The 26,217-nt window shown below is 34.8% G+C and carries 30 protein-coding genes, 1 pseudogene, 1 riboswitch and 3 other annotated features; of the genes and pseudogenes, 12 read left to right on the forward strand and 19 right to left on the reverse strand.

Annotated features, from left to right (window positions below; genetic code table 11):
* The first annotated feature begins 14 nt into the window (after positions 1-14).
* On the forward strand, positions 15-470 hold the full coding sequence (locus Q9306_RS06490) for an NUDIX hydrolase (RefSeq protein WP_306196470.1): 456 nt from the start codon (positions 15-17) through the stop codon (positions 468-470).
* Here the strand turns inward: Q9306_RS06490 and Q9306_RS06495 are convergent.
* A pseudogene (locus tag Q9306_RS06495) lies at positions 467-931 on the reverse strand (nucleotidyl transferase family protein); the annotation flags it as partial. The gene Q9306_RS06490 and the pseudogene Q9306_RS06495 sit on opposite strands and share 4 nt — an antisense overlap.
* Before the next feature lie 137 nt (positions 932-1,068).
* Between Q9306_RS06495 and Q9306_RS06500 the strand changes: the two are divergent.
* Positions 1,069-1,371, forward strand: coding sequence for a hypothetical protein (locus Q9306_RS06500; RefSeq protein WP_306196472.1), 303 nt, complete (start codon positions 1,069-1,071; stop codon positions 1,369-1,371).
* A gap of 597 nt (positions 1,372-1,968) precedes the next feature.
* On the opposite strand, the gene Q9306_RS06505 is transcribed toward Q9306_RS06500, so the two are convergent.
* On the reverse strand, positions 1,969-2,955 hold the full coding sequence (locus Q9306_RS06505; protein WP_306196475.1) for a tryptophan--tRNA ligase: 987 nt from the start codon (positions 2,953-2,955) through the stop codon (positions 1,969-1,971).
* 41 nt (positions 2,956-2,996) lie between these two features.
* Positions 2,997-3,210 (reverse strand) — a binding site (T-box leader).
* A gap of 139 nt (positions 3,211-3,349) precedes the next feature.
* Between Q9306_RS06505 and Q9306_RS06510 the strand changes: the two genes are divergently transcribed.
* From Q9306_RS06510 to Q9306_RS06520, 3 genes are all read left to right on the forward strand, one after another.
* A complete protein-coding gene (locus tag Q9306_RS06510; protein ID WP_306196476.1) occupies positions 3,350-4,504 on the forward strand; it encodes a 1-deoxy-D-xylulose-5-phosphate reductoisomerase in 1,155 nt (384 codons plus the stop codon).
* Between the two features lie 63 nt (positions 4,505-4,567).
* The gene (locus Q9306_RS06515) at positions 4,568-5,020 is read left to right on the forward strand and encodes a GNAT family N-acetyltransferase (RefSeq protein WP_306196479.1); all 453 of its coding nucleotides are present in this window, start codon (positions 4,568-4,570) and stop codon (positions 5,018-5,020) included.
* Between the two features lie 38 nt (positions 5,021-5,058).
* Positions 5,059-5,200: riboswitch (cyclic di-AMP (ydaO/yuaA leader) on the forward strand.
* A 97-nt stretch (positions 5,201-5,297) separates the two neighbouring features.
* Positions 5,298-5,441 (forward strand): hypothetical protein, encoded by a 144-nt coding sequence (locus tag Q9306_RS06520; protein WP_306196480.1) that lies wholly within the window; start codon positions 5,298-5,300, stop codon positions 5,439-5,441.
* 38 nt (positions 5,442-5,479) lie between these two features.
* Here Q9306_RS06520 and Q9306_RS06525 read toward each other — a convergent pair whose 3' ends face one another.
* A complete protein-coding gene (locus Q9306_RS06525) occupies positions 5,480-6,001 on the reverse strand; it encodes a CGNR zinc finger domain-containing protein (RefSeq protein ID WP_306196551.1) in 522 nt (173 codons plus the stop codon).
* 138 nt (positions 6,002-6,139) lie between these two features.
* Here Q9306_RS06525 and Q9306_RS06530 point away from each other — a divergent pair, with 138 nt between their 5' ends.
* Positions 6,140-7,327 (forward strand): MDR family MFS transporter, encoded by a 1,188-nt coding sequence (locus tag Q9306_RS06530; RefSeq protein WP_306196482.1) that lies wholly within the window; start codon positions 6,140-6,142, stop codon positions 7,325-7,327.
* Positions 7,328-7,415: 88 nt separating this feature from the next.
* The gene (gene cutA / locus Q9306_RS06535; RefSeq protein WP_306196553.1) at positions 7,416-7,547 is read left to right on the forward strand and encodes a divalent cation tolerance protein CutA; all 132 of its coding nucleotides are present in this window, start codon (positions 7,416-7,418) and stop codon (positions 7,545-7,547) included.
* A gap of 94 nt (positions 7,548-7,641) precedes the next feature.
* On the opposite strand, the gene Q9306_RS06540 is transcribed toward cutA, so the two are convergent.
* The 6 genes from Q9306_RS06540 to Q9306_RS06565 form a co-directional block, all read right to left on the reverse strand.
* Positions 7,642-8,214 (reverse strand): histidine phosphatase family protein, encoded by a 573-nt coding sequence (locus Q9306_RS06540; RefSeq protein ID WP_306196484.1) that lies wholly within the window; start codon positions 8,212-8,214, stop codon positions 7,642-7,644.
* A gap of 104 nt (positions 8,215-8,318) precedes the next feature.
* Positions 8,319-9,035 carry a class I SAM-dependent methyltransferase gene (locus Q9306_RS06545; RefSeq protein ID WP_306196486.1) on the reverse strand — a complete coding sequence of 239 codons (717 nt, stop codon included), beginning with the start codon at positions 9,033-9,035 and terminating at the stop codon, positions 8,319-8,321.
* A gap of 133 nt (positions 9,036-9,168) precedes the next feature.
* Positions 9,169-9,525: a hypothetical protein gene (locus Q9306_RS06550; RefSeq protein ID WP_306196487.1), complete on the reverse strand. Its 357-nt coding sequence runs from the start codon at positions 9,523-9,525 to the stop codon at positions 9,169-9,171.
* A 122-nt stretch (positions 9,526-9,647) separates the two neighbouring features.
* Positions 9,648-10,970, reverse strand: a complete 1,323-nt coding sequence (locus tag Q9306_RS06555) for a hemolysin family protein (RefSeq protein WP_306196489.1) — start codon at positions 10,968-10,970, stop codon at positions 9,648-9,650.
* Between the two features lie 124 nt (positions 10,971-11,094).
* Positions 11,095-11,502 carry a MerR family transcriptional regulator gene (locus Q9306_RS06560; protein ID WP_242222425.1) on the reverse strand — a complete coding sequence of 136 codons (408 nt, stop codon included), beginning with the start codon at positions 11,500-11,502 and terminating at the stop codon, positions 11,095-11,097.
* Between the two features lie 366 nt (positions 11,503-11,868).
* Positions 11,869-12,435: a cysteine hydrolase family protein gene (locus Q9306_RS06565; protein WP_306196492.1), complete on the reverse strand. Its 567-nt coding sequence runs from the start codon at positions 12,433-12,435 to the stop codon at positions 11,869-11,871.
* 107 nt (positions 12,436-12,542) lie between these two features.
* Between Q9306_RS06565 and Q9306_RS06570 the strand changes: the two genes are divergently transcribed.
* On the forward strand, positions 12,543-12,986 hold the full coding sequence (locus Q9306_RS06570; RefSeq protein WP_306196493.1) for an Lrp/AsnC family transcriptional regulator: 444 nt from the start codon (positions 12,543-12,545) through the stop codon (positions 12,984-12,986).
* 134 nt (positions 12,987-13,120) lie between these two features.
* Entirely contained in the window at positions 13,121-14,053 is a 933-nt protein-coding gene (locus Q9306_RS06575; protein WP_306196495.1) for a DMT family transporter, read from the forward strand.
* A gap of 57 nt (positions 14,054-14,110) precedes the next feature.
* Here Q9306_RS06575 and Q9306_RS06580 read toward each other — a convergent pair whose 3' ends face one another.
* Positions 14,111-14,569: an Lrp/AsnC family transcriptional regulator gene (locus Q9306_RS06580; protein WP_306196497.1), complete on the reverse strand. Its 459-nt coding sequence runs from the start codon at positions 14,567-14,569 to the stop codon at positions 14,111-14,113.
* A gap of 138 nt (positions 14,570-14,707) precedes the next feature.
* Between Q9306_RS06580 and Q9306_RS06585 the strand changes: the two genes are divergently transcribed.
* Positions 14,708-14,881 carry a DUF1272 domain-containing protein gene (locus Q9306_RS06585; RefSeq protein WP_306196498.1) on the forward strand — a complete coding sequence of 58 codons (174 nt, stop codon included), beginning with the start codon at positions 14,708-14,710 and terminating at the stop codon, positions 14,879-14,881.
* A gap of 60 nt (positions 14,882-14,941) precedes the next feature.
* Here the strand turns inward: Q9306_RS06585 and Q9306_RS06590 are convergent, their stop codons facing one another.
* Genes Q9306_RS06590 through Q9306_RS06600 form a run of 3 tightly spaced genes read right to left on the reverse strand, consistent with a single transcriptional unit; the run spans position 14,942 to position 16,855 of the window.
* Positions 14,942-15,511: an SGNH/GDSL hydrolase family protein gene (locus tag Q9306_RS06590; RefSeq protein ID WP_306196500.1), complete on the reverse strand. Its 570-nt coding sequence runs from the start codon at positions 15,509-15,511 to the stop codon at positions 14,942-14,944.
* Positions 15,512-15,557: 46 nt separating this feature from the next.
* On the reverse strand, positions 15,558-16,382 hold the full coding sequence (locus Q9306_RS06595; RefSeq protein WP_306196502.1) for an MBL fold metallo-hydrolase: 825 nt from the start codon (positions 16,380-16,382) through the stop codon (positions 15,558-15,560).
* Between the two features lie 20 nt (positions 16,383-16,402).
* The gene (locus Q9306_RS06600; protein ID WP_306196504.1) at positions 16,403-16,855 is read right to left on the reverse strand and encodes a DinB family protein; all 453 of its coding nucleotides are present in this window, start codon (positions 16,853-16,855) and stop codon (positions 16,403-16,405) included.
* A 363-nt stretch (positions 16,856-17,218) separates the two neighbouring features.
* Between Q9306_RS06600 and brnQ the strand changes: the two genes are divergently transcribed.
* Positions 17,219-18,586 carry a branched-chain amino acid transport system II carrier protein gene (gene brnQ, locus Q9306_RS06605; protein WP_306196506.1) on the forward strand — a complete coding sequence of 456 codons (1,368 nt, stop codon included), beginning with the start codon at positions 17,219-17,221 and terminating at the stop codon, positions 18,584-18,586.
* A 29-nt stretch (positions 18,587-18,615) separates the two neighbouring features.
* Here brnQ and Q9306_RS06610 read toward each other — a convergent pair whose 3' ends face one another.
* Genes Q9306_RS06610 through Q9306_RS06620 form a run of 3 tightly spaced genes read right to left on the reverse strand, consistent with a single transcriptional unit; the run spans position 18,616 to position 21,398 of the window.
* Entirely contained in the window at positions 18,616-19,314 is a 699-nt protein-coding gene (locus Q9306_RS06610) for a hypothetical protein (RefSeq protein WP_306196508.1), read from the reverse strand.
* A 57-nt stretch (positions 19,315-19,371) separates the two neighbouring features.
* Entirely contained in the window at positions 19,372-20,472 is a 1,101-nt protein-coding gene (locus tag Q9306_RS06615; protein ID WP_306196510.1) for a DUF58 domain-containing protein, read from the reverse strand.
* Positions 20,469-21,398 (reverse strand): AAA family ATPase, encoded by a 930-nt coding sequence (locus Q9306_RS06620; protein WP_306196511.1) that lies wholly within the window; start codon positions 21,396-21,398, stop codon positions 20,469-20,471. The genes Q9306_RS06615 and Q9306_RS06620 overlap by 4 nt, the downstream gene beginning before the upstream one ends.
* Positions 21,399-21,658: 260 nt before the next feature.
* Positions 21,659-21,889 (forward strand) — a binding site (T-box leader).
* Positions 21,890-21,931: 42 nt separating this feature from the next.
* Positions 21,932-22,163 (forward strand) — a binding site (T-box leader).
* A gap of 46 nt (positions 22,164-22,209) precedes the next feature.
* Here Q9306_RS06620 and thrS point away from each other — a divergent pair.
* Positions 22,210-24,132 (forward strand): threonine--tRNA ligase, encoded by a 1,923-nt coding sequence (thrS, locus tag Q9306_RS06625; protein WP_306196513.1) that lies wholly within the window; start codon positions 22,210-22,212, stop codon positions 24,130-24,132.
* A gap of 77 nt (positions 24,133-24,209) precedes the next feature.
* Here thrS and Q9306_RS06630 read toward each other — a convergent pair whose 3' ends face one another.
* The 3 genes from Q9306_RS06630 to Q9306_RS06640 all read right to left on the reverse strand — a co-directional run bounded on the left by Q9306_RS06630 (position 24,210) and on the right by Q9306_RS06640 (position 26,149).
* Entirely contained in the window at positions 24,210-24,734 is a 525-nt protein-coding gene (locus Q9306_RS06630; RefSeq protein ID WP_306196516.1) for a P-loop nucleotide/nucleoside kinase family protein, read from the reverse strand.
* Positions 24,735-24,819: 85 nt separating this feature from the next.
* Positions 24,820-25,275, reverse strand: a complete 456-nt coding sequence (gene tsaA, locus Q9306_RS06635) for a tRNA (N6-threonylcarbamoyladenosine(37)-N6)-methyltransferase TrmO (RefSeq protein ID WP_306196518.1) — start codon at positions 25,273-25,275, stop codon at positions 24,820-24,822.
* Between the two features lie 406 nt (positions 25,276-25,681).
* Positions 25,682-26,149, reverse strand: coding sequence for an NUDIX hydrolase (locus Q9306_RS06640; protein WP_306196520.1), 468 nt, complete (start codon positions 26,147-26,149; stop codon positions 25,682-25,684).
* Between the last annotated feature and the right edge of the window lie 68 nt (positions 26,150-26,217).

Below are 26,217 nucleotides of genomic sequence, written 5' to 3' on the forward strand. Positions count from 1 at the left end.
GGATTGGTGTCTATATGGGATATATCGAAGAAATGCGTAAATTAGTTGGAAATCGTCCACTCATTTTAGTAGGTTCACATGTAATTATATTAAACAAAAATAACGAAGTACTTCTTCAACTTCGCAGCGATTACAACTGCTGGGGTATAATTGGCGGCGCACTTGAATGCGGTGAAACGTTAGAAGAGGCCGCTAAGCGAGAAGTCTATGAAGAAACAGGGTTAATCGTGAAACAATTAGAACCATTTCAAAATTTTTCTGGGAAAGAATTTTTTAATACATACCCTAATGGAGATCAAGTTTATGGTGTTCTCGTTACATATATTTGTCGTGATTTTGAAGGAACATTACGAATCGATCACACTGAATCAAAAGAGTTACGATTCTTTCCTATCCAAGATCTCCCTACAAATATTGGATCAGTACATAAATTAATTTTAGATACATTTTTAAAGAACAATATAGATTAACAACCAATTCGTTTTTTTATTTCCGCTAAATTCACCCTAGCAATTACCCTGGCCCGCTCTACTCCTTTTTCTATCGCTTCTTGAAGTAAATGCGTCTCATTCATATACATTTCATATTTCTTTCTTGGCTCTTCTAACTCACGATTGATGACGCGGAATAACTCTTTTTTTACATCCCCCCAGCCGATACCTGTTGCGTATCGCTTTTTCATGATTGCAACTTCCTCAGCTGTGGCAAATTCTTTATACAACATAAATAATGTTTCAAGTTCCTTCGGTTCATTAGATAAAGAAGAAGCTGTTTTGATTTTAAAAATGAGTTTTTTCAGCTTTTCTGGTTCTTCAAATAACAGAATGACATTTCCATAGCTTTTACTCATTTTTCGTCCATCGGGACCTGGTATAATTGCTCCTTCTTCTTGAATGATATACTCAGGCAATACAAAGATTTCACCGAACGTGCCTATACTTTTAATTATAAATTACTATATATTAAACTTCTTTCTATTATTAGCAAATAATCCCTTAAAACCCAACAATTTATTTGTTATACTGAATAATGTAATAAATTCATGTTAGTTTTTGAGGAGGACATATTTTGAAAGACACTGTAAAAATATTAAAATGGGTGAGCGGTGGTTTGGAAGCCCTATTAGGAATACCTGTGCTAGGTGGAGCAATTATTGTTTCTTTACTCTGGCTACCACTTCTCTTCATGTTAGCATTACATATCATTACTTTAGTATTAGCTAAAAAGAGTGGAATAAACGCTAACGGTAATGTTTTAGGAATTGTAACATCTTGTATTGCCTGGATTCCATTTGTCGGGATGATTATGCACATTTTATCGGCTATCTTCATTATGATGGACGCAGCTCGTAAAGAAGAAACTTCAATTTAACATTCATCAAAAAGGTAGTGTTAAATGTATTTTATCTTATTCACAAAAGCTCCTCTCACATGAGAGGGCTTTTTACTCTATTCATTAAGTCTCGTGAAAAAGTTTCTTCTAAGTATCTAAATGCAGAAACTTCTTCTTTTTCATTTCTCTTACATAAATTGATTCCTCACGTATCGATAGTTCTAATAATACCAATCCTGATATATTTCTATACTCTCTTCTAAAATTCATTTGATCTTTTTCGCTAGGAAGTTTACTAAGAAATAGTCCAACAGGAACATGTGTTAAAAATTTATTATTTTTATCAATAAATTTAATATCTATGTTGTCATCAATTTCCCAAATGTGAAACAAGAAATTTTTATCTAGCTGAGCATAAGCCAATTGTTTTTGTTTATGTAACCTGTTGAATTTGGTTTGCTACGAAGACAATAACACCCTTCGTCTAATTCTATCAGCTCAACTTGTGCCAATATACTTCTTCCCCCTTGCAAACACGTTTCTTACCATTTGTTCTAACCTGAAATGCTCACTTGGGTGCAGTTCATAAACGTCCTTCACACATAAATGAAACAAATCTATTGGGTGGTTTTTACATTAACACCCAATCCGTTTTTTTATTTCTGCTAAATTCACCCTCGCAATTGCCCTTGCCCTCTCTACTCCTTTTTCTATTGCTTCTTGAAGTAAATACGGCTCATTCATATACATCTCATATTTCTTTCTTGGCTCTTCTAACTCACGATTGATGACGCGGAATAACTCTTTTTTCACATCCCCCCAGCCGATACCTGTTGCGTATTGCTCTTTCATGATTGCGACTTCCTCAGCTATCGCAAATTCTTTATACAACATAAATAATGTTTCAAGTTCTTTCGGTTCACTTGGTAAGGAAGAATCTGTTTTGATTTTAAAAATCAGTTTTTTCAGCTTTTCTGGTTCTTCAAATAACGGAATGACATTTCCATAGCTTTTACTCATTTTTCGTCCATCGAGGCCGGGCACAATCGCTCCTTCTTCTTGTATGATATACTCAGGTAATACAAAGATTCCTCCAAATGTGTTATTAAAATACGAAGCAATATCCCTAGCAATTTCTACATGCTGAATTTGATCTTTTCCAACTGGAACATAGTTTGATTGGAATAACAAAATATCAGCAGCCATTAAAATAGGATACGTATATAATCCCATGTTTACACCAGTATCTACATCTACTCCTGCTTCTAAATTTTGTTCAACCTTTGCTTTATATGCATGAGCACGGTTCATTAAGCCTTTCGGAGTAAGGCAAGCTAAAATCCAGTATAACTCTAAGATCTCTGGTACATCTGATTGGCGATAAAAGATTACATGCTCATCTAACCCTAATGATAACCACGTTGCCGCTACTTCTTTCGTATATTCACGAAATTTCTTTGGATCTTGTACGGCATTCAAGGCATGATAATCGGCAATAAAATATAACGCCTCTCCTTCTCTTTGTTTTGAAAGCTGCAAGGCTGGTTTAATTGCTCCAATATAGTTTCCGAGATGCGGATGTCCAGTTGGTTTAATTCCTGTTAACATAACTTTTTTATTCACAACTACTCCTCCTTTTACAAATAAAAAAGCCCCTCAATCCTAAAAAGGACGAGGGACTCCCGTGGTACCACCTTTATTAGCTACAATTTCATAGCTCTCTTTATGATTCGAGTAACGTCGAAACAACCGTCAAAGCCTACTCAATTCAGCTTGCAGCTCCAGAGCCCATTCCACATTTTTCCCTTACTGATTCCCACCAACCATCAGTTCTCTGTGAAGTTCCAAATATGTACTCTTCTCTTTCATCGCTTTTTCTTTAATTTTTCCTTATTATACCATGATGTTTTTTTAGATAAAAGGGAACTTTCTGTCTTATCAAGCAGGAATTTTCCTTTTTTTAGCTAATTACATATAAGTTTACGAAAAAGATTCATTCAACTATGGAGGATTTATTATGGTGAAATATATTTCAATTTTGGGATCAACTGGTTCGATTGGGACATCTGCTTTAGATGTAGTCGCTGCTCACCCAGAACATTTTCAAATTATTGGTTTAACTGCAAATGAAAATATTGATATGCTAGAACAACAAATCCAAACATTTCAGCCACGAATTGTCAGCGTTGGTACGAAAGAATTAGCAAATACATTGCGCTCACGTATTTCTACTAGAACAAAAATTGTATACGGAGAAGACGGCTTAATTGAAGTTGCTACGCACCCTGATAGTAATCTTGTCTTAACTTCCGTCGTTGGTGTAGCAGGACTGCTTCCAACAATCGAGGCCTTAAAAGCGAAAAAAGACATCGCTATCGCTAATAAAGAAACATTAGTGGCAGCCGGTCATATTGTTACAGAATTAGCAAAGAAAAATGATTGCCGCCTTATTCCCGTAGATAGTGAGCATTCTGCTATTTTCCAATGCCTAAATGGTGAAAATAATAAAGAAATTGAAAAGTTAATTGTAACAGCCTCTGGCGGTGCATTTAGAGATAAAACACGTGAAGAAATGAAACTTCTCAAAGCGAAAGATGCGCTAAAACATCCAAACTGGCTAATGGGAGCAAAATTAACAATTGATTGTGCAACATTACTAAATAAAGGATTTGAAGTAATGGAAGCACGTTGGTTATTTGACGTTCCCTATGACAAAATCGATGTTATGATTCATAAAGAAAGCATTATTCACTCTCTTGTAGAGTTTGTAGATGGCTCTATTATGGCTCAGCTTGGGGCATCTGATATGCGTATGCCGATTCAATATGCATTCCACTATCCATCACGTTTAGCATCTTCTTTTAAAAAATTAAATTTATTAGAGGTTGGTAGCTTGCATTTTGAAAAACCTGATTTAGAGAAATTCCCTTGCCTACACTATGCTTATGAATCTGGGAAAATCGGGGGGACAACTCCAGCTGTATTAAATGCTGCGAATGAAATTGCGAATGCATTATATTTACAAGATAAAATTTCATTTTTTGACATTGAAAACACAATCTATTCTGCCCTAGAAGCTCATCATAATACTGCGAATCCTACATTAGAAGAAGTATTAGCAGCTGATCAATGGGCACGTCGATATGCCAATCAATTACTTGTGAAAATGTAAAATAATGATACGAAAGCGTGAGAATTTTATATTCTCACGCTTTTCAGAAAAGGAGGACTTTATATGATTCGAAAACTATCAGCTTCTTCTATTGAAGAAGCTGCGGAAATTTTAGAAGTTCAAATTCCCGCATATAAAATTGAAGCACAGTACCTTCAAAACAATTCAATTCCGCGATTGTATGACACAATTACTGATATTCAAAATTGTAAAGAAATCTTTTATGGATATTTCAATGATAATACGTTAGCTGGGTTTATTTCGTTTCTATATGAGGATGCTATTGTTGATATACATCGCCTCGTTGTTTCTCCTACATATTTTCATAGAGGAATTGCAACTGCACTACTGCAACACCTTTTTCAACTACATGAAGAAACAACAAACTATATTGTACAAACTGGTAAAAAAAACACGCCTGCTCTTTCTTTATATAAGAAACATAATTTTATAGAAACAAAAGAAATTACATTACCAGACGGTCTCGTTCTTGTACAACTAAAAAAGCTAAAATAGATTGATTAACTTGGATAAATATGTTAATTTTATTTGTATATAACCTTTTGCTGAATCCAAATTTTGGAGCGGGGGAACCATTTCTGTGGCATATGCCACTTGGGGCGAATCTTTTTAGTAGGGATACTCTCACATTCCGAGTCCGACAGCTAACCTCGTAAGCTCATTGAGAGAGGAAGGTGCTTTTTACTTATGCTACAAAGCATTCCTCCTTAACTCTAACAGTATGTTTCTTGTGTACTTCAAATATATTGTTAGATAAAAGGAGATGATTTTCATGTTACGTATATCCGACCATGAAAAGAAAACAATGGAGCAAAGAGTAAAATTAGAACAACAACGTCCGTATTATACAGCTAAAACAGCAAGTTGCATTCAACATAAATATGTTATGCAGCATATTGTTCAGTGTAAAAAGTAAGAAAATAGCGGAAGCATTGCATAACTGCAAAGCTTCCGCTATTTTATATAACTTGAACTCGCTTTTCTCTTTGCTCGGTGCCTTTTTACTTTTGCAATTGTTCCGCAAGCTCGTCCCCCTTCTCCTTCAGCATACATACCGCACCAACGTTTACTACTGTTACGGGATTGATCGTAAAATACCCATTTACAATCTGGACAAGCTTTCAATCTTCCCCACTGTTTGTTTGTAATCGCAGAAATAATAATCCGCAATAAAAATGTATATAAATTTTCCTCATCAATTGCTTTATATGTAATGACGTCCGCTTCATCCAGCGTCATTACTTGCAATGGATATTTTTCAAACAATGGTTTTAACGGCTTTTGTTGTTCCATTGCCTCACGAATTGTATCTCGAAAAAATTTTACTTCTTCTAGTGAGCCAAAAGGCAACTCTTCATTCCACTGCTCCATCATAAACTGATATATATCTTCTTCCGATTCTAAACAATCAACTGGTTCTCTCGTTTCATTTGGAATTCTCCATGTATTTAAAAAGGCTCTTATACTTTCTAACATCTCTGGCGCAATTTGGTTGTTACTCAAAATCACCACCGACTTTCCATAGTTTACTTTATTTCGTATTTTCAGTATAATCATAACATAAAAAGGTTAACCACTAAAATAAATAGAAGGTTAACAGAAAGGGTGAAAACTTTGAAGTCTTTTTCATTACCTATTCGTTTTGTATTATTTTCGTCTTTTTTTATGACACTTGGTCATTTTGCTGTAATGGCTTTTTTAGCTATCTATTTATCTAATTCTTTACATTTCTCTGCTATGCAAGTTGGTACCATATTAACAGCCCTTACAATTACCTCTCGTATATTTCCGTTATGTACTGGAATACTTGCCGATCGGATTGGCTATATTACTATGATGATAATTGGAATGATTTTACGAGGTATCGGTTTTCTTTCATTAGGGATATTTTCTGGATTTCATGCCATTATGCTTGCAACTATATTCATTGGATTTGGAACAGCTTTCTATGAACCTTCTGCACGTGCTGTCTTTGGCTCTCAACCAGCACATATAAGAAAAGATACCTTTACATACCTAAACCTCTTTCTAAACGGTGGAGCCATTATTGGACCAATCGCAGGGAGTATATTGCTTCAATGGAATCCTTTGTATCCATTTATATTTACTGGATCACTCATGTTAGTTTTAGCATTCCTATTCTTTCTTCTTAGATCTCACTTTCATGTTACTGTGTACGAAACACAACTTTTAACAGGATTAAAAGCAGCTGGACAAGACAAAACCTTTTTATCTTTTTCACTTATCATGGTATTTTTTTATACGATGTTTACACAGCTTACGGTTGCATTACCACTTCATATGAATAACATAAGCCACGATCAAAACTTAGTAGGACTCGTCATTACAGTAAACGCAATTACAGGTTTTTTATTTATGATTGTATTTAAATATCTCTTCCAAAAATATCATGCGCTGTCTCTTGTAAAGTATGGAGTGTTACTAATGGGGCTATCTTTTCTTCTCATCCCATTTTCTTTTCATCCATATTGGCTGCTAGTATGTGTCATTTTATTTACGATTGGAGAAACACTTGTATTACCGAATGCCGATATTGCGGTAGCAAACTTTAGCAACGAACAATACACAGCAACCTATTTTGGTTTCTTCCAGCTATCACTTGCCTTAGGCTTTACGATTGGAAACTATACAGGAACTTTTTTTACGAAGTATTGGCAAGATATGAATCTTCCTTGGATTCTTTTTGGTCTTTTAGGCATTGTTGGATTTTCACTTCTTCATTTTTTATATCGAACTGTTAAAACGAATGAAAATCTATTGCATATAAAACAGAGTATATAAGTATGATCATGTTATTTCTTACTCACTTGTTAAAGGATCTTGGAGGCCATTAGAAGGAGCGCAACCTTTTAACGGTACTACAGGTGAAATATGCGTTGGCACTGAATATAAAATGGAATTTAAGTGCTTGTATGAGAAAATTGAAGAAGTGTTAAGTATTATCAAAAGCATTCATCCTTATGAAGAACCTGTAATAAATGTATTGCCATTATTGTTCTGAGCGAAACATGATAAAATCCATTCAAACTAACACGAAATTTATAAAAGAAAAGGCGAAGCTGCTCAGCTTCGCCTTCTTTAAGTAATAGTCAAAATCATACTGCCCATAATCTCTTTATATCAATTAATTGCTCACCATTAAATTTCATCTTGTAGACATCTGGTTTTGATGTCTCCATTAAAAATTCATATCCATATTGACTATCATAATATTCCATCATTAAAGTCATAACAAGTCCATGAGTTCCAATTACAATTTTATGCCCTTTAAAATCTGTTAATATTTCCTTCAATACTGCCACAGCACGGTTCTGACAATCTGCTTTTGATTCCCCGCCACGTAATGAATAATGCGGACTCGAAAACATCTCCTTTACAAGTGGATACAATTCCTTATCTGACATTATCGTGTCATCACTTGTAAACATACATTCTCTAAGATTTTCGTCTATTAAAATTTCTTTCTCATAAAAATGAGCTAACTCCTCAATTGTCAACATTGCTCTGCTATATGGGCTGGAAATGAATGTGTCTACTCCTTCACCTTTCAATAATTCAGTTACTCTATTTGCATCAAGCTTCCCCTTCTCAGTCAATCCACGCGTTCGTTCGTTACCTTCTGTTTTAGGCGATTCACCATGTCTTACCATATAAATGTATGTATACATACTTTCCTCCTGAAATTACTTTGATTTTATATTACAATTAACATTGCTACACAAACTTAGTATGTAACCTCGTAGAACCTTACGCGGCGATTAATATTACAATTTTAGAATCTTTTTTTCTTTGCCTTTATTATTAAAAAACTTGGTCGTTTCAATAACTTCTCATAAGATGATGGGTGATTTTTTCTTAATTCTTCTGTAGGGATCGGTTCAATCATTTTTTCAATCTCGAAGTGATGAAGTGTATCATTTATAATATCTTGCAACGGCCGACGGTAAAAATACATGTCAACATATTTACCGCTTTTCTTCCATCTATCGTGAAGAAATTCACGGTTAAAGTATTGTTTATTCTCTGATAAATGAATATCCATTGTTGGATGATGAACGGAGAACAAAAAGGTTCCATTTGGCTTTAATATTCTCGCAAATTCAGCAAATGTGTGGTTCCAATCAGCAATATAGTGAAGAGCTAACGAACTAACAATACAATCGTATGTACTGTCTGCAAAAGGTAACGTATTTTCAAAATCTAGTTGATAAACCTCTGCTTTCTCCCCTATTCTTCTTTTTGTAGCCGCAACCATCTCACTACTAACATCAATCGCGGTCACTTTTGCTGCCCTATTTAGAAACTGTTCTGTATACCATCCTGCGGCACAACCCGCATCGAGTATATTCATTCCTTTCATATCACTAGGAAACTGACCCATCATAGCCGGACGTTCATAATCTGTATTATACGGACTCTCATAATCAACACTATGTTCATAATGACTAGCTAATATATCGTATGCATCAATAATTTGCTGTTTATTCATACTCTATCTTCCTTTCATTTTTGAAGACGTAACTTTCATTCCAACAAAGTTCATATAATTAAAACCATTAACCCAAAACACTCTAGTCTTTAAAAAGACCCACTAAAAAATCCTCAAATATGCAGAAGAAAAGCTATTCTTTTACAGAACTTTTCATTATCTTCCGTTTAAAAAGGCAAAAAAGTAACCATATCAGCAACAAAGTCCAAACTAGAATATATATATGCCCACCAAGTGTATAAAACGTCCAGCTTTCTCCTTGAGAAAAAGACAACTTAAAATGATCCCATTCATTTCCCTCTCTTGCAATACTGTTCAAAGCAGAGAACACTGGAACAAACAAAATACAACAAATATTGATGATACTGCCTATCATACTGGTGCGTTGTTTCTTTTTCTGGGAGAAGTAAACACAAGAAAGGCTGAATGCGATTAATAAGCAACCATAATAAATTGCCCAAAACCAACCAGGTAAAGAAGAAAATATCACATGAATCCACCTTTCGTTTGTAAAGATGCATTTTACATTTTAACATAATTCTGAATAATCATGAATATAAAAATGTAAAATATTGGTCTTCATTTTCACATGAATATAAGAAGAAGCAGCAACTATACAGTTGCTGCTTCCTCTTGTTGTACATCCATTTTACGAATTTCAATACGCTTAATTTGATGTGCATCTTTTTCTAAAACTTTAAATTCATATCCTTCTGTTTCAACAAATTGTCCTTCTTGAATTTCGTGATTTTGTGTCATCACCCAACCGCCGATTGTATCAACTTCTACTTCATCAATGTGTAATCCAAATAAATCTTGAATCTCACTAATCAATACTTTTCCGTCAACAATTTTATGATGCTCGTCAACATGATGAATTGGGGGATGCTCATCTTCATCATATTCATCACGAATTTCGCCAACAATTTCTTCTAATATATCTTCAAGCGTCACAATTCCCGCTGTCCCGCCATATTCATCGTATAACACAGCCATTGGAATCCTCTTCTTTTGCATTTGTAGAAGCAAATCATGGATTGGAATTGTCTCCATTACTTCAATAATAGGACGCATAAATGTTTTAATAGATTGTAGGTCTTCTTTATCGTTTTTCATATAGCGAATAAAGAAATCTTTTACGTTCACCATACCGATAATATCATCTTTATCTTCTCCAAAGATTGGGTAACGTGTATACTTTTCACTTCCGATAACTTTCATATGATCTTCTACTGAATCTTCAAGATAGAAACCAACGATTTCTGTGCGCGGCACCATAATCTCTTTTGCAATACGATTATCAAACTCAAAAATATTGTTTACATATTTATACTCCGCTTGATTAATTTCCCCATTTTCATAGCTCTCTGAAAGAATTAAACGTAATTCCTCCTCCGAATGAGCTACTTCATGCTCAGAAGCTGGTTTTAATCCGAATAAACCAGTTACAAGACGCGCTGATTTATTTAACATCCAAATAAACGGGAACATAATTTTGTAAAACATAATAAGCGGTGCTGCAAACATCATTGTAATTGTTTCTGCTTTTTGAATTGCTAATGTTTTCGGTGCTAGCTCACCTACAACAACATGTAAAAAGGTAACCGTTGCAAATGCAAGAATATACGATATTGAATTCGCAACTGTTTCTGGAAAATGTAGATCTTGAAATAACGGCTGTAATAAACGATGAACAGTAGGCTCTCCAAGCGATCCGAGAGCAAGAGCTGTGATGGTTATCCCTAACTGACACGCCGATAAATATTCATCTAAATTTGCTGTTACCTTTTTGGCTGCTAATGAACCTCGTTTACCTTCTGCAACAAGTTGGTCAATACGGCTTGGACGTACCTTTACCATAGCAAACTCTGCTGCCACGAAAAATCCAGTAAATGCGATTAAAATCGCAATCATAACTAAATTAAATATTTCCAAAGAATCCCCCTTAGTTCAAAAACTAAGGTGTCCACCTCCTGTATGAATAATTGCTTTCTTTTACTCTCTAAATTTAGAAAATAAAGCGCTATACAGAAATTAAAAGGGTGGATAGCTCTACCTACTATAATAGTAAGATAAGAGATTGTATTAAAGCTGTCGTTTGAGTTGATAAATGTTTCGTTAGTTTTTCGCGTTGTGAATCTGTTAACCCATCTAATAACGGTTTTAATTCTACTAATTCCGTCTCCAAACGGTGGATACGCTCTGTTACATCATTTACTTGTTCCGAAACGTTTTCATTTACACCGAGCAGCTTTTTTTTCTCCTCGATCCTATCCTTAATTTCAGAAAGCGGTATATGCATTTCTTTACATCTCTCAATAAAACGTAATGTTTCAATTGCTGTTTCGTCGTAGTAGCGATAATTTGATTGAGATCGCTCCGCTTTCAAAATACCTAGATTCGTATAATAATCAATCGTTCGTTTCGAAACATGAGCCATGTGAGCCAACTGTCCGATTCGGTACACCTTCCCAACGACCTTCCCTCCCCAATATATGTTACAAACAATCATACAATACATAAACTGTACAGTCAAACGTTACAGTTGGAGATAACAATTTATAAAAATATTAAGATTCACTTTCTTCCGCACAAAAAGTAAAAGAAGCTACAAATCTACATGCCGTAGAATAGCTTCTTTTACTTACTACATATAGCCAAATTAAAAACCGACATAAAAACCTCTTTCTTTTTAGGGGAGGACGAGAGCATCTGGCTGTGCATAGAAGTGGTCAGAGCCTTTTCCTGCCACATGCGATGTTTTAAAACAAAGGGAGCAAGCGAGTACAAGTCGTGTTGCGGTCTGCATAACAGCAACTTATATGTCGAAAAATTAAAATTGATTTATATACATTTTATTTGATAAAAACTCTTTTGTTTCTCTGACGTTCGCAAACATATTATCTAAAGCGCTTATGAATGCCGCATGGACATGTTTAGCCTCAATCAGTTCATTGTTAAATACAAGATTTTTTGTCGTACAAGCATCTGCAATTACTGTACATCTAAATTCTAAATCACTAGCAGCTCGAACTGTTGTATCAATACACATATGCGTCATCATTCCGCATATCACCAAGTGATCAATTCCCTCTTGCTGAAGTAATTCGAGTAATTTTGTTTTTAGAAAACTGTTTGGATAATTTTTTTGTACAACAAATTCATTTTTAAACGGTGCTACACGAGGATGAATTTTTACACCTTCTGTATTCGGAAGAAAAAAAGTAGCCCCTTCTTTTACTGAAATATGTTGCACATGAAATACAGGTAGGTTCGTTTTTCTAAAAAAATCTAACACTTTTCTTGCATTTTCAACCGCTCTTATTGGTTCATGTAATTCACATCTGCCACCTGGAAAGTAATCATTTTGAATATCAATTAATACAAGTCCTGTTTTCATTATTAGCCCTCCAATATTTTGAAAATTAAGTTATAATCTAATTATAGAGCTTTATCGAGTTAGCTATAACATTCCCATGAAAGACTTTAACGTCACATGATTTCACCATGAAAGGGTTTAGAAACATGATTGATTCAACAGATTTGAAAATTCTTGATTTACTCAAGACCAATTCACGAATGCAGTGGAAAGATATTGGAAAAAGCGTTCATATGACAGGACAGGCCGCCTGCAACCGTATTCGAAAAATGGAGGATGCAGGAGTAATAAAAGCGTATACCATTTTAGTAGATCATTTGAAATTAGGCATGCAGTACACTGCTTTCATCACAGTTTTTATGAAGACAAATGAACACTCTACATTCACATCATTTATAACAAAAGAAGATTCCATCGTAGAAGCTCATAAAATTAGCGGTGAAGGATGTTATTTCCTCAAGGTACAAATAGACTCCCAAGAAAACTTACATAACTTATTAAACGAAATTTTAAGGTTTGGTAACTACCGGTTAAACTTATCCATTCACCAAATAAAAGAAAACCCTTTATAGAAAGGAGAATCGCGATGTATTACAACAACTTATTCGAAAATGATCAACCAGTCATCCGTCTCTAAGACGGGCATAATAATATTGCTTCGTCTTAAGGATACGTATTCCTAAAAATAGACGGAGGTCATATAATTATGAAACATTCATTACTCGGTGCATTTTGTTTATCGCTTGCTGCAAGCATCTGGGGAGGCATGTACGTTGTTAGTAAATACGTACTAGAGTTTATTCCCCCACTTACGCTTGTTTGGTTACGCTTCGTCATCGCTTTTGCGATTTTGTTTATCATTTTAAAAATCACGCAGCGAAAACAGAAAGCAAAGATTCCAATCACGAAAAAGGATTGGTTATTATTTGCTTGGATCGGATTTATCGGTTATTTTGTTTCCATTACATTTCAATTCATTGGAACAAAATTATCCGATGCTCATACAGGATCCTTAGTGACATCTGCAACACCAGCCTTTATGATCATTTTTGCAAGAATAATAGTAAAAGAGCGTATTACCATTCGCAAATTCATTTCCGTACTCCTAGCAACAATAGGTGTTATCATCGTTATCGGATGGGATATAAAAGTTGGAACGTATTTCACCGGAACTATCATCTTAGTAGGGGCTGCTATTACGTGGGCATTATTATCGATTTATGTCAAAATTGCCTCGCAACGTTTTTCATCCTTAATCATTACAACGTATGCAATATTGTTTGCGATTTTGTTTATTACACCTTGTATGATATGGGACTTACAAACATACCGCATACAAAACCTTAACGCATTGATAATCTTAGGAGTTTTCTACCTAGGCATCATTTCAACTGCTGGTGCATTTTTTCTGTGGAACAAAGGTATGGAGTTAATGGATGCAGGCATTGGCTCACTCTTTTTCTTCTTTCAACCTCTTGTTGGATCATTTCTTGGATGGTTACTACTGGATGAAGAGTTGAAAATTACGTTTTTTATTGGAGCTATGCTCATTGTAGTGAGTGTTCTTATTGTTACAATTGATAAAAGAGAGACATCTTCACACAATAAATGTGCAATTCTATATACCAATGATAAATAGAGAAAACAAGGGTGGTGTAAATGCCATCCTTGTTTTTTTCATAGCTTATTTTATTCGTTACATCTCTACTGGGCTATAATAGTCTAACACATTATTACCTATTCCTACTTCTGAAAAAATAACATGTGTAACTGTTTCAGCAAATTTTGAAACATCATCGATAAACGCTTCTACTTCTTGAAAGCTTCGAACAGAAATTTTCACTATATAATTAGTAGGCCCTGCTACGCGATAACAAAAAACAGCCCTCGGATAATTTTTCATGTATGCTCTAAACCTTTCACACTGTCCATTTTTTGTTTTCACTTCTAATACAGCATGAATGTTAAAACCTAACTTATCATAATTAATTTTTGTCGTATACCCTTCAATAATCCCCTCATCCTCTAACTTCCGTACTCTTTCAGCCACGGAAGGCGCAGACAAATTAACTTTTTTAGATAGTTCACGAATGGAAAGACGAGAATTTTGATTTAAACATTGTAAGATTTGCGCATCAATTACATCTATTTTCATTTGTAATGTCCCTCTCATAAATTCGTTTTAAACACAAAGAAAAGTCTTAAAATGCATTATTAACAGAAAGGAAAATAACTCTATCTCATATTATCATATACTTATAAAACTTATTTCACTATGTAAGGAGAAAATCCCATGACACTAGAAATGAAAACGAACTGTCAAACTTGTAATACTGCTCTTCAAGGAGATTCAGAAGCATATATATGCGTATATGAATGTACCTTTTGCTCACCTTGTACAGAAAGTACAAATCACGTCTGTCCAAATTGTGGTGGTGAATTAGTCCGAAGACCGAAAAAGAAATAACGGTTTTACGTATTAAAAGCGCAAAGTCTTATAAATTTTGCGCTTTACTTTTTCTTTTCTTCACCACTTAATTTCTTTTATCTTTTCAATGATTACTTCTGCTAAATATTCATATCCATGTACTCCAAAGTGTAGTCCATCCTGTTTTTCATTCTCTAAAAGAAGCTTATAATTTGGTAGCTGGATGAAAGATGTATACAAATCGAGGAAATCGCTACCAGTTCGAGCTGCTACATCTGAGACAACCTCTGCATATTGTTTTAAAACAGCATTTGTTCTTGCATATTGCCTTTCCTCATCAATTGGAGCTGGGCTAATTAATAATACTTTGTATGGTGAAATTCGTTCCACAATTTCTAGTAAATTCCCTCTATATTCTTGTAATGGTATTTGTTTATGAAATGCAGCATCATTCGCACCAAAAAATACAATTACAAAACTAGGTTGATGAGATAATACATCTTCTTCAAGTCTTTTAAGTGCATCATTCGTGTTATTACCTGGGATACCCGCATTCAAAATCTCCCATTCAGGGAAAGCGTTTTGCAATCTAGGCGTTAACCGCAATGCCTTATTCTCAAACATTTCTCCTGCTGTTATACTATCTCCAAAACAAATTAACCTTTTCACATTCTCCACCAACCATTTCTATTTATAACCTATCTTTGTAATGATATTATTTATGAAGTAACTTTCCTTCAAGTGCCTCAATATACCTCTTCGCTGATTTCTGAACAGCTTCATTTGCACTTCCCTTCACAATTCCATGAAACGCATTATACAACCGATTAAACTTCAAGTTGTTTACTTTCTCTGCCATTTCTTTCACTTTCCATGCAGGTAATGGAATGAGATTCGGATAACTGTACATAAAGCTTACCCATCTTGAATCAGCAACGACTTGAATAATATCTCCAGTTAATAGAACTCCTCTTCCTTCATCCCCACTTTTCCAATGTAAAACAGAACCACCGCTAAAATGTCCACCTAATCGATACAGCGTAAGTTTCTCAGAAAGTTGTAATGATTCTCCAGACCAAAATATGATACGCTCACTTGGACGTATTACCCATTCCTTATCATCTTCATGAATGTAAATAGGAACATCAAATCGCTCTGCCCATTCTACTTGTGTAGAATAATAATGCGGGTGTGATAAAGCAATTCCATGAATTCCCCCTAGTTCATTTATTCTTTCTACAGTCTCTTCATCAATATATGTAACACAATCCCATAACAAATTATATGAATCTGTTTGAACTAAATAAGCATTTTGACCAATTGCAAACTTCGGTTTTGTTGTGATGCTATATAAATTTTCTTCTTCTTTTACAATCTCATTCTTATACGTTTTGCTTTGCTGTAGACTGTCTAACGTTGTCCATGTTTGCCCCATCGGATTTACATATTGACGCTCTTCATTACAAATTAGACAGTTTATGGGTGGTTCATCATTAAGTGGGTATTGTACACCACATGTGATACAAACATAATGATTCATCTTTATTTCTCTCCTTTTCATTAGCTAGAGATATCATAATCAATGTGTAGTCCAGTTAAGTACACACTTACTATCCCTTGATGTGTACATTCAAAATGAACCAGCCAATTGAAACATTTTTCGATATTAGGATCATTCATTTCTTCCCAAACCACAGTTCTTTCCCACTCGATTTGCTCCGAAGTCAACAGTTTGTAACCATTTTCTAATTCACTATAATATGCTTTCAACTTATCGAGATTTACAGCCATTTCTGAATCCATCCGTTTTTCTCGCCATGATGGCCCTCTTTTATTCACCATCGCACGCAGATAAATTTCACGTGCATCTGCAATATGGCGAAGCACCTCCCCTAATGTTTTCATATATTCATATGGCCGAAAAGAAAGATCTTCTGAACTTAAGTGATTCAATAAACCATTAGTAAGATTAGAATAATACTCCCAATATTCAACAATTGATGTTTGAGCCATAACCATCCCCCTTGCAAACATTCGTTCTTTTTACAGAATATCACAGGATAAACTTTCGAATCAATATTTTGTTATTATTGGGAAATAAATGAATATTTAATTTATTATTTTGTTTGTTATACAAAAATAACATTTATCATAAACTATCTTGTAATACACTACAGAAAGAAAGCGCTTAACAAGTGAAATTAATTAAATTTTCTATACAATGAAAATGATAGAAAAAATAAATTTACGAAAAATTCATTTTTGTCTTGCATAATAATTTATTTTTGTTATTATCGTAGTAATTCGACAAAAATTGACTTTGCAATGTATTTGTTGTACAAAAAATTCAAAATATTTAAATTTGGAGGTTTTTTCGTGTCAAAAAATGTGCAAACATCACATGTTTTTGTGATTGGGCTTATGCTCTTTGCCCTTTTCTTTGGAGCAGGTAATTTAATTTTCCCTGCTATGTTAGGACAAACAGCAGGAAGTAACGTATGGGTTGCTACCGCTGGATTTTTAATTACAGGAGTTGGTGTACCACTACTTGGTGTAATAGCATTTGGTGTTTCTGGTAGCGATGACTTACAAGCAATGGCAAGTCGCGTACATCCATTGTTTGCGAGTGTATATACATTTATTCTGTATTTAGCAATTGGCCCTCTTTTCGCTTTACCGAGAGCAGGAAGCGTGTCATTTGAAATAGGTGTAAAACCATTCGTAGGAGAAAATAGCGGTCATTTACCTTTAATTATTTTCACTATTCTATTTTTCGGCATTACTTGTTTACTCTCTTTAAATCCAACAAAGATTGTTGATGTTGTCGGAAAGTTTTTAACTCCGATTAAATTATCATTTATCGGTATTTTAGTTGTTACTGCTGTCATTAAGCCAATTGGTGAGATTCAAGCACCAACACAAGAATTTGTTACAAACTCTTTCTTCAAAGGCTTTCAGCAAGGCTATTTAACAATGGATACTCTCGCAGCTTTCGTATTTGGTATTATCATTATTAATGCCATCAAAGCAAAAGGTGTAAGTGACAAAAAAGTGGTTATCAATGTTTGTATAAAAGCATCGCTTATTGCCGCAGTCGTATTAATTTCTGTTTACACTGCACTTGCATTTATGGGAGCTTCTAGTGTTTCTAAATTAGGGCATTTAGAAAATGGTGGAGAAGTTTTATCAAAAGTAGCAAATTACTACTTCGGTTCTTTAGGAAATTTATTATTAGGAATGATGATCACTGTAGCTTGTTTAACGACAAGTGTTGGGCTTACTACAGCATGTTCATCCTATTTCCATAAAGTATTTCCACAAATCTCATATAAAACATTTGCTGTTATTTTAGCTACTTTCAGCGCTGTTATTGCAAACCTTGGTTTAACAGAGCTGATTACCATATCAGTACCTGTATTAACAGCGATTTATCCTTTAGCGATCGTGCTAATTTTCTTAACGTTTTTACACCGATTCTTTAAAGGAAGATCAGAAGTATATCAAATGAGTTTGCTGTTCACTTTTATTGTCAGTCTCTTTGATGGACTAAATACTGCAAATCTAAAAGTTGAAGCAATCAATTCTTTATTCTCTCGCCTATTACCTTTATATGATGCAGGACTCGGATGGATTATGCCTGCACTTATCGGAGCCGTATTAGGCTATGGTATTAGTTTATTACGAGGGAAAAATACTTCTAGTGTAGATACAACTCATGATCTTGCACGTAAAAAAACCTCCTAAACTGAACAAGTTTAGGAGGTTTTTCATTTTCAATTTTCTTCTGTCCACTTTTTCACTTTCTCTACCTCTTCACTTGAAACATCACGATTTCCGTAGCGTACATCTTCGTAGATTGAAACAATATCTTTACTTTTCCGTACACGAAATAGCCATTGTTGAATGGTTTCAAAAGCACGTCGGTGTTCATTTTGTGGTAATGTTCGCTCCCACTGTACAACAGCGGCTCTAATTTTATTTTCTGGTAAAGAAGAGAAAGTTTGCTGAATTGTAGCCTCCTCACCTTGCGGCTCACTACTCATCTTTACAATTTCCGCTTCACTTTCTCCTCTCTTTCTCTTCAAACGATATAATACAATTATAACAATTACGATTGTCATAACTGAAAGAATGAGGAACAATTGCTGATTAGGGAAGGATTTACTGTTAGCAGGAGATACTACTCTTCTTTTTTCCACTTCACTATTATCTTGTTCCATCAACGCCCCTTCGCCTTTTTTGCTATTTGCTAGTGTTTGTTTCCGTTTTCCTTTTTCAGGAGGAATCATTTCTTCTTTCTTCTTATGTGTTTCAGGAACCTCCCATCCATCCGTAAGCGGCCACTCTTGTTTCAACAATCCTTTCAAAATCGTTTGCGTATAAAGTGCCCCGCTTGATATAAACATAGCAAGTAATAAACAAATACTAACTAATAGTATCTGAAATACAAAACGCTTTCGTTTATATATCATATTCATGTGTCCTCCCGGTTCTATAACCGTAAAAACTTTTGATTTCCCCACGCTATTTTATTTCACCACTTGCAGCCATCTTCCATGTTTTTCAGGTGGATTCCCAATTATAATCGGAATCGCTCCAGCTTCTTGCTGGCGAAAACCTGTTTGATAAAAAAAGGAAGAAGATAACGGAACATCTCGATCTGTTAAGGACGATAATAATTGTAATGTTTTGTGCAATTGTTTTCGGTATTTACCAGACGTTATATGGACAATTCCGTTTTCGCACATACTATTCACCCATAGTTCAAATGAACAATCTTGCGCTATTAGTTCCCGGCAAACACCCGCTGTTACTTCGATTAAATACTCTATATCAGTACGCAATGTATAGCCCGTTGAACCTAATACATTTAAATAAACCGCATACCGATCACCTTGCGTATATTCATACTTTTTTGCACTTAATACACCTGTTTTTGCAGTTGCTCCCCAATGGATAGCACGAAATGATTCCTGTTCATATGCCTTTACGCCAATAATCTTCGTTTCATCATAAAGAGGCGAAACAGCTGCAGTTCGAAATCCGTGTTTCCAGCTGTTTGTTTCCGGAATATTTACTTTGACAATGCGAGGATAAATACGAAAACACGGCATTTGTTGTTTCCGGATCGGGATGTGAATTGTAATGAGATGAAATGGATCAGACAAAATGATTTCAGCTTCTTGCCAGCTATGTAGTCCTCTTTGCTGCGCTGATACATGTAATTCTATGTCTAACGTTTCCTGCTTTTTCAGCTGCAAAGGAATACGATACGAATGAACAGATTGCTCTAATTCTCCTTCTGACCATACCCATTTCATCTGTTCATCTGAGCGAAAACGAAAAGCAACTTCAAAAATCGGCAGTTTTGTTGGATTTACAATGCGTACACGGCAATGTCCAGTCTCATCGATAAAAAGGCGTTCGTGTTGTTGTGTTATTTCACAATATATTTGTGAAGCCTTCCGAACATACCAATGAGCAAAACTAACCATAAGCAAATAGAAGAATGCAAGTACAAACAGTAAGAAATTTTGCACAAATAGCCACATGAGTATGGTAATAAAAGCGACTATCCCTGCAACATACGTTTCCACAAACGGACGTTTAATTGTTAATTTCTCTTTCATACATTCTCCACTGGAACAGCTACTTGCTCCAAAATCTCTTTCATTACATGTGCTTTCGTTGTTTTCATATCTCCTTCAATGCTAAGAGTTAATCGGTGAGCACATACTGGCTCTGCTAAAGTATAAAAATCATCTGGTGTACAAAATTCTCTTCCCTTTAATAGTGCCCGGGCCTGTGCTGCTTTCATGAAAGCTAATGAACCACGCGGACTTACTCCGATTTCAACGAGTTCATGCTGACGTGTCTTTTCCACAATATCTAATAAGTAATCTTCCACTTCTTCATGAATTTCAACCTGCTTCGCTTGTTCTTGCAAAGATAAAATATCTTCAAGAGACACAACACTTTGTAAGCTGCGCATCGGGTCTTGCTGGCGGAAACGACGTAACATCTCCTTTTCATGTACTCGATTTGGGTACCCTTGCCTGATCGTTAATAAAAAACGATCTAACTGCGCATCCGGAAGTGGAAAAGTACCGGCAGACTCTAATGGATTTTGCGTAGCAAGTACAATAAACGGCTGCGGCAACACATGGGTTTCTCCGGCAATGGTAACTGTACGCTCCTCCATTACTTCTAATAGAGCTGACTGTGTACGCGGAACAGCGCGATTAATTTCATCGACTAGCACGATATTCGCAAAAATCGGGCCCATCCTTGTTTTAAAGTCCGATTCTTTCATGTCGAAATACTCTAAGCCTACTACATCTCCCGGCAATGTATCTGATGTAAATTGTACTCGTTGAAATTTGCCATCTATACTTTTCGCAAGGCTTTTTGCTAATGATGTCTTCCCCGTTCCTGGAACATCTTCTAATAAAACATGTCCATTTGCTACTAACGCAATCATCGCTAAATCAATAACCTCTTCTTTTCCTACGATTACTTGCGAGACATTCCCTCGAATTCTTTCTAAAATTGACATACTCTTCTCATCCTCCTTTTTTATTTTTTGTTTTTTCTGATATTTATTTGTAGTATATCAGAATTCATATATTTACCGTTTATTTTTTGAGACTTTTTGTAAATAAAAGTTTTTTTTTACATATAATACTTGTAAAAAAATACATGTTGTAAACCCTAATCAAAAACGAAAGTTCTAAAAAAATTCACAATTTATCCCAAAAAAAGATTTGCAAAAATAATTTAAATACTGTATATTATGAATCAACATACTAATGCTATAAAAAAGCAACGAAAAGGACACGAGATATTCTTACGGTTTTACAGAGAAGGAAGAGTTGCTGAGATCTTCCTAAACGCAGAAGAATATACTTACCACCTTGGAGCTGTATTGGGGAATTATAGTATCCAATACCGTAGACGCTACGTTACAGCGCACGGAGCCATCGACACTTTTTTTAGTACGATGGGAATCTGGGTGGAACCACGGGTATTAACGCACTCGTCCCTGTTTTAGGGATGAGTGCGTTTTTTATTTTTCTCAATTCCATATAATAATTAGCTATGAAAAGGACACGAGGTATTCTTACGGTTTTACAGAGAAGGAAGAGTTGCTGAGATCTTCCTAAACGCAGAAGAATATACTTACCACCTTGGAGCTGTATTGGGGAAACATAGTATCCAATACCGTAGACGCTACGTTACAGCGCATGGAGCCATCGACGCTTTTTTAAAGTGCGATGGGAATCTGGGTGGAACCACGGGTATATACGCACTCGTCCCTATTTTAGGGATGAGTGCGTTTTTTTATATTATGAAATGGAGTGATAATGATGAGTAACAAAATGATTCAAATTCGTTTTCCAAATGGTCGTGAACAGGAGTATATGAAAGGAACTACATTAGAATCAATCGCAGAATCGATTAGTCCTGGGTTAAAAAAGAAAGCTATTGCCGGAAAAGTGAATCAGCAACTATTTGATTTACGTAGAGGCATACAGGAAGATGCAGAAATTGAGATTCTAACTTTAGAATCAAAAGAAGGTTTAGATGTACTACGTCATACAGCAGCCCACATATTAGCACAAGCCGTTAAAAGAATACACGGTCACATCAACTTAGGCGTTGGTCCTGTTATTGAAAATGGCTTTTACTATGATATGGATCTTCCAAATAGTATTGCAGTTGAAGAATTAGTTCAAATTGAACAAGAGATGCAAAACATTATTGATGAAAATTTAGAAATTCAACGAATCGAAGTAAGCCGCGATGAAGCAAAACAAATATTTGAGGAGCTCGGTGATCATTTAAAATTAGAGCTATTACAGGACATTCCTGCTGATCAAAACATAACTCTTTACAAACAAGGTGAATTTTTAGACTTATGTCGCGGACCACATCTACCGTCTACTGGCTTTATGAAAGCTTTTAAATTAACAAATGTTTCAGGAGCATATTGGCGCGGTGACAGTAATAACCAAGTTCTTCAAAGAATATATGGGGTTGCCTTCCCTTCTAAAAAAGAATTAGATGAGTATGTAATCTTTTTAGAAGAAGCCGCAAAACGCAATCATCGTAAATTAGGCAATGAATTAGAATTATTTATGTTCTCTGAAGAAGCACCAGGAATGCCATTTTATTTACCAAAAGGACAAATTATCCGAAATGAAATGGAAGCTTTTTTAAGAGGGATTCAACAAAAGCGTAATTATCAAGAAGTCCGTACTCCTTTAATGATGAATCAAAGGCTATGGGAAAACTCCGGTCATTGGGACCATTATAAAGAGAATATGTATTTCACAGAAGTTGATCATGGAAAATTTGCCTTAAAGCCAATGAACTGCCCTGGCCACATGTTGATGTTTAGAAATAAGCTGCATTCTTATCGTGATTTACCAGTTCGAATGGCTGAATTTGGGCAAGTCCATCGCCATGAATTTAGCGGCGCTCTTAATGGACTCCTCAGAGTTCGTACATTCTGTCAAGATGATGCCCATATTTTTGTAACACCTGAACAAATTGAAAATGAAATAAAAGAAGTCATTGATTTAATCGATTATGTATATCGTATATTCGGTTTTGAATATGAAGTTGAGCTCTCTACAAGACCAGAGAATTCAATGGGAGACGACGAGTTATGGAATAAGGCGGAAGGTGCCCTGCAAAATGTATTAGAAGAACTCAATTTCCGCTATAAAGTGAATGAAGGTGACGGAGCATTTTACGGTCCGAAAATTGACTTCCATATTAAAGACGCTTTAAATAGAAGTCATCAATGCGCAACTGTACAGCTTGACTTCCAAATGCCGGAAAAATTCAACTTAAGCTATATTAATGAAAAAAATGAAAAGCAACGTCCTGTTGTCATTCACCGTGCTGTGTTTGGTTCAATCGATCGATTCTTCGGTATCTTAATCGAACATTTTGCCGGAGCATTCCCAACATGGTTAGCTCCCGTACAAGCGAAAATCATTCCTGTATCTGCCGAAGTACATGAACAATACGCAAGAGAAATAGAAGAAAAGTTAAAAGATGCTGGTGTACGAGTAGAACTTGATCTTCGTAATGAAAAACTCGGTTATAAAATGCGAGAAGCACAAGTTCAAAAAATCCCATATGTCCTTGTCGTTGGTGATCAAGAAGCCGAGCGTAACGAAGTAAATATTCGAAAATATGGAGAACAACAATCTAAAGCTATACGATTTGACAAATTCTTTGCAAATATTCAGCAGGAAATTCAAAATAGAAGTTTATAACATAAAAGAAAACGCAAGAAAGCCAAAAAACATAATTTGAGCTTCCTTGTGTTTTCTTTTATTTGCACCAATTATTTTTAACTATTAATATATGTAATCACTTCATTTATATAACAATCTAAAGGTTGTCCAGAATCAACAACCAAATAATGAGCATCAGATGGCTTTTTACTATTTTCAACCCATTTCCTAAATAATTCTTCAGATTCTACATGCTGTATTTGACTAATCATTCGCTTCCGGTTTTTTAACCTGTTATCAATTTCCTGCATATCATTCAAATAACATTCCACATATTTGTATTTTGCATAATGTTTCTTAGACACAGCTGTCCCCTTTTCCACCATTTCTACATACAAACAAGGACTATCAAGTATCACATCATGCCCTTGTGACAGATGAAAATCTATTAACGCCCACTCAATATCATACAAAATTTTACCAGCAAGCCTTGTATCAATATCATCTACCCCAAAAGATTCTAGCAGTGCCGTTTTTACAATATCATGATCTATTATAATAGCACCTGTCATTTTTGCTATTTCCCTAGACAAAGTTGACTTACCCGAACCTGGAAAACCTGACATTTGAAGAAAAAACATAAGAATACACCTACCATATACTTTAGTCTTATATCGTTCAACTCTACTTATTAGCGTAAACTACTTTCATTCATAATCAAGTAAATTAGAAATATTCTTTCATTAATTCCTTCATCCATATTGGAGAACGAGTATCTTCTCTTGAATCAAACTCTGATACATAAGGTTTAATATCTAGAACTGGTGTCTTATTATTCGCATCTAGTCCTTTAACAATCATTACATTATCCTCAATTGATAGTATCTCAACAGTAGAAATCCCAATAGGATTCGGACGATACTTTGTTCTTTGTGCAAAACATCCTTTTTCATCTAAAGACTCTATCCCTCTTGGTTTTCTAATCCAAGACTGCGTTTTTTCCTTAAATTGATCCATATAAAAAATAACGATTGCATGTGAATATTCTTCTAATCCAACTAGCCCATCTTTATATTCTGGATGAATTATGATTGTTGAAACAACCCCTCCCCACCGTTCATATACCTTTTCATCAATAGTTGATGCTACTCCACCTATAGAGGACATATTTATTAAATTCAATTTTAGTTCCTTCTTTCTTTACATGGTGTACACTTATTAGCAGTAAATAAAAATATCTTCTTGATTTTGAATTCTAACTGTTCAGTTAAAATAATGTTTTAGACTAAACATCATTGGTTTAATTGTTTTTATCTATTCTTATGTTTCAAATTTAATAAAATAAAGATGTAGACTGATGACTAAATTTCATTTTATACAAAGATTTTTTGTTAAAATAAAGTATTAGACTACATAATCAATGTACAACTTATATATGAGAGCTAGAGAATGTACAAGAGAACTTATTGAATATCTAAATAAAAAAGGAATAGACAGGAAAAATATTCAATTTATATGCCAAAGTAGTAATAATGAACCAAATTTTACCTAACGCTCTTTTAATCGAAGATGCATATTTTAGAGTGCATTAAACCTTTTTACTGATAATATGTTCAATTTCTTTTGGCGTCTCTTTAAGTTTTTTTAAGTATTCATTAAGAAACATTGGCAATATAGTGATACTATCAATTTCATCGATTTTAAACCATCTGAACTTTAATACTGAATTAGATTCATGTTCATAACCTTCAAAACTTCTTTGTTCGTAAATTGATGTGTCTGTTGAGACTTCAATTAGGTAATAAAATTCAATTCCTTGTTCCTTTTTATTCTCATACTCAAAAAAGTTTTCAGCTACCCATAATAGTTTTATGATATTAATTTCCACATCTAATTCTTCTTTGTATTCTCTTCTTAAGGCTTCCATAGTAGTTTCGAAATCTACACCATTAAACTCTACAGCCCCTCCTGGTAAAATCCAGAAGTCGTCCATCTTATGTAAAAGTACATGTTCATTATGTATTAATACACCAGAGGTTCTAATGTTTGTTCTCACAAAAACACATCCTTTCTCACTTAAATCAAATATTAATACATCAAAAACTTCCTATAGTTAAATAAAAA

This window comes from Bacillus multifaciens (assembly GCF_030756675.1).
Classification (GTDB): Bacteria; Bacillota; Bacilli; order Bacillales; family Bacillaceae_G; genus Bacillus_A; species Bacillus_A multifaciens.

What these genes read in the sequence shown, in the direction of transcription:
- Q9306_RS06490 (WP_306196470.1), top strand. Translation starts at nt 15, where the DNA reads ATGGGATATATCGAAGAAATGCGTAAATTAGTTGGAAATCGTCCACTC.
- Q9306_RS06510 (WP_306196476.1), top strand. Translation starts at nt 3,350, where the DNA reads ATGGTGAAATATATTTCAATTTTGGGATCAACTGGTTCGATTGGGACA.
- Q9306_RS06515 (WP_306196479.1), top strand. Translation starts at nt 4,568, where the DNA reads ATGATTCGAAAACTATCAGCTTCTTCTATTGAAGAAGCTGCGGAAATT.
- Q9306_RS06520 (WP_306196480.1), top strand. Translation starts at nt 5,298, where the DNA reads ATGTTACGTATATCCGACCATGAAAAGAAAACAATGGAGCAAAGAGTA.
- Q9306_RS06525 (WP_306196551.1), bottom strand. Translation starts at nt 6,001, where the DNA reads ATGTTAGAAAGTATAAGAGCCTTTTTAAATACATGGAGAATTCCAAAT.
- Q9306_RS06540 (WP_306196484.1), bottom strand. Translation starts at nt 8,214, where the DNA reads ATGTATACATACATTTATATGGTAAGACATGGTGAATCGCCTAAAACA.
- Q9306_RS06545 (WP_306196486.1), bottom strand. Translation starts at nt 9,035, where the DNA reads ATGAATAAACAGCAAATTATTGATGCATACGATATATTAGCTAGTCAT.
- Q9306_RS06565 (WP_306196492.1), bottom strand. Translation starts at nt 12,435, where the DNA reads ATGAAAACAGGACTTGTATTAATTGATATTCAAAATGATTACTTTCCA.
- Q9306_RS06570 (WP_306196493.1), top strand. Translation starts at nt 12,543, where the DNA reads ATGAAAGGGTTTAGAAACATGATTGATTCAACAGATTTGAAAATTCTT.
- Q9306_RS06575 (WP_306196495.1), top strand. Translation starts at nt 13,121, where the DNA reads ATGAAACATTCATTACTCGGTGCATTTTGTTTATCGCTTGCTGCAAGC.
- Q9306_RS06580 (WP_306196497.1), bottom strand. Translation starts at nt 14,569, where the DNA reads ATGAAAATAGATGTAATTGATGCGCAAATCTTACAATGTTTAAATCAA.
- Q9306_RS06585 (WP_306196498.1), top strand. Translation starts at nt 14,708, where the DNA reads ATGACACTAGAAATGAAAACGAACTGTCAAACTTGTAATACTGCTCTT.
- Q9306_RS06595 (WP_306196502.1), bottom strand. Translation starts at nt 16,382, where the DNA reads ATGAATCATTATGTTTGTATCACATGTGGTGTACAATACCCACTTAAT.
- Q9306_RS06600 (WP_306196504.1), bottom strand. Translation starts at nt 16,855, where the DNA reads ATGGCTCAAACATCAATTGTTGAATATTGGGAGTATTATTCTAATCTT.
- Q9306_RS06610 (WP_306196508.1), bottom strand. Translation starts at nt 19,314, where the DNA reads ATGATATATAAACGAAAGCGTTTTGTATTTCAGATACTATTAGTTAGT.
- Q9306_RS06615 (WP_306196510.1), bottom strand. Translation starts at nt 20,472, where the DNA reads ATGAAAGAGAAATTAACAATTAAACGTCCGTTTGTGGAAACGTATGTT.
- Q9306_RS06620 (WP_306196511.1), bottom strand. Translation starts at nt 21,398, where the DNA reads ATGTCAATTTTAGAAAGAATTCGAGGGAATGTCTCGCAAGTAATCGTA.
- thrS (WP_306196513.1), top strand. Translation starts at nt 22,210, where the DNA reads ATGAGTAACAAAATGATTCAAATTCGTTTTCCAAATGGTCGTGAACAG.
- Q9306_RS06630 (WP_306196516.1), bottom strand. Translation starts at nt 24,734, where the DNA reads ATGTTTTTTCTTCAAATGTCAGGTTTTCCAGGTTCGGGTAAGTCAACT.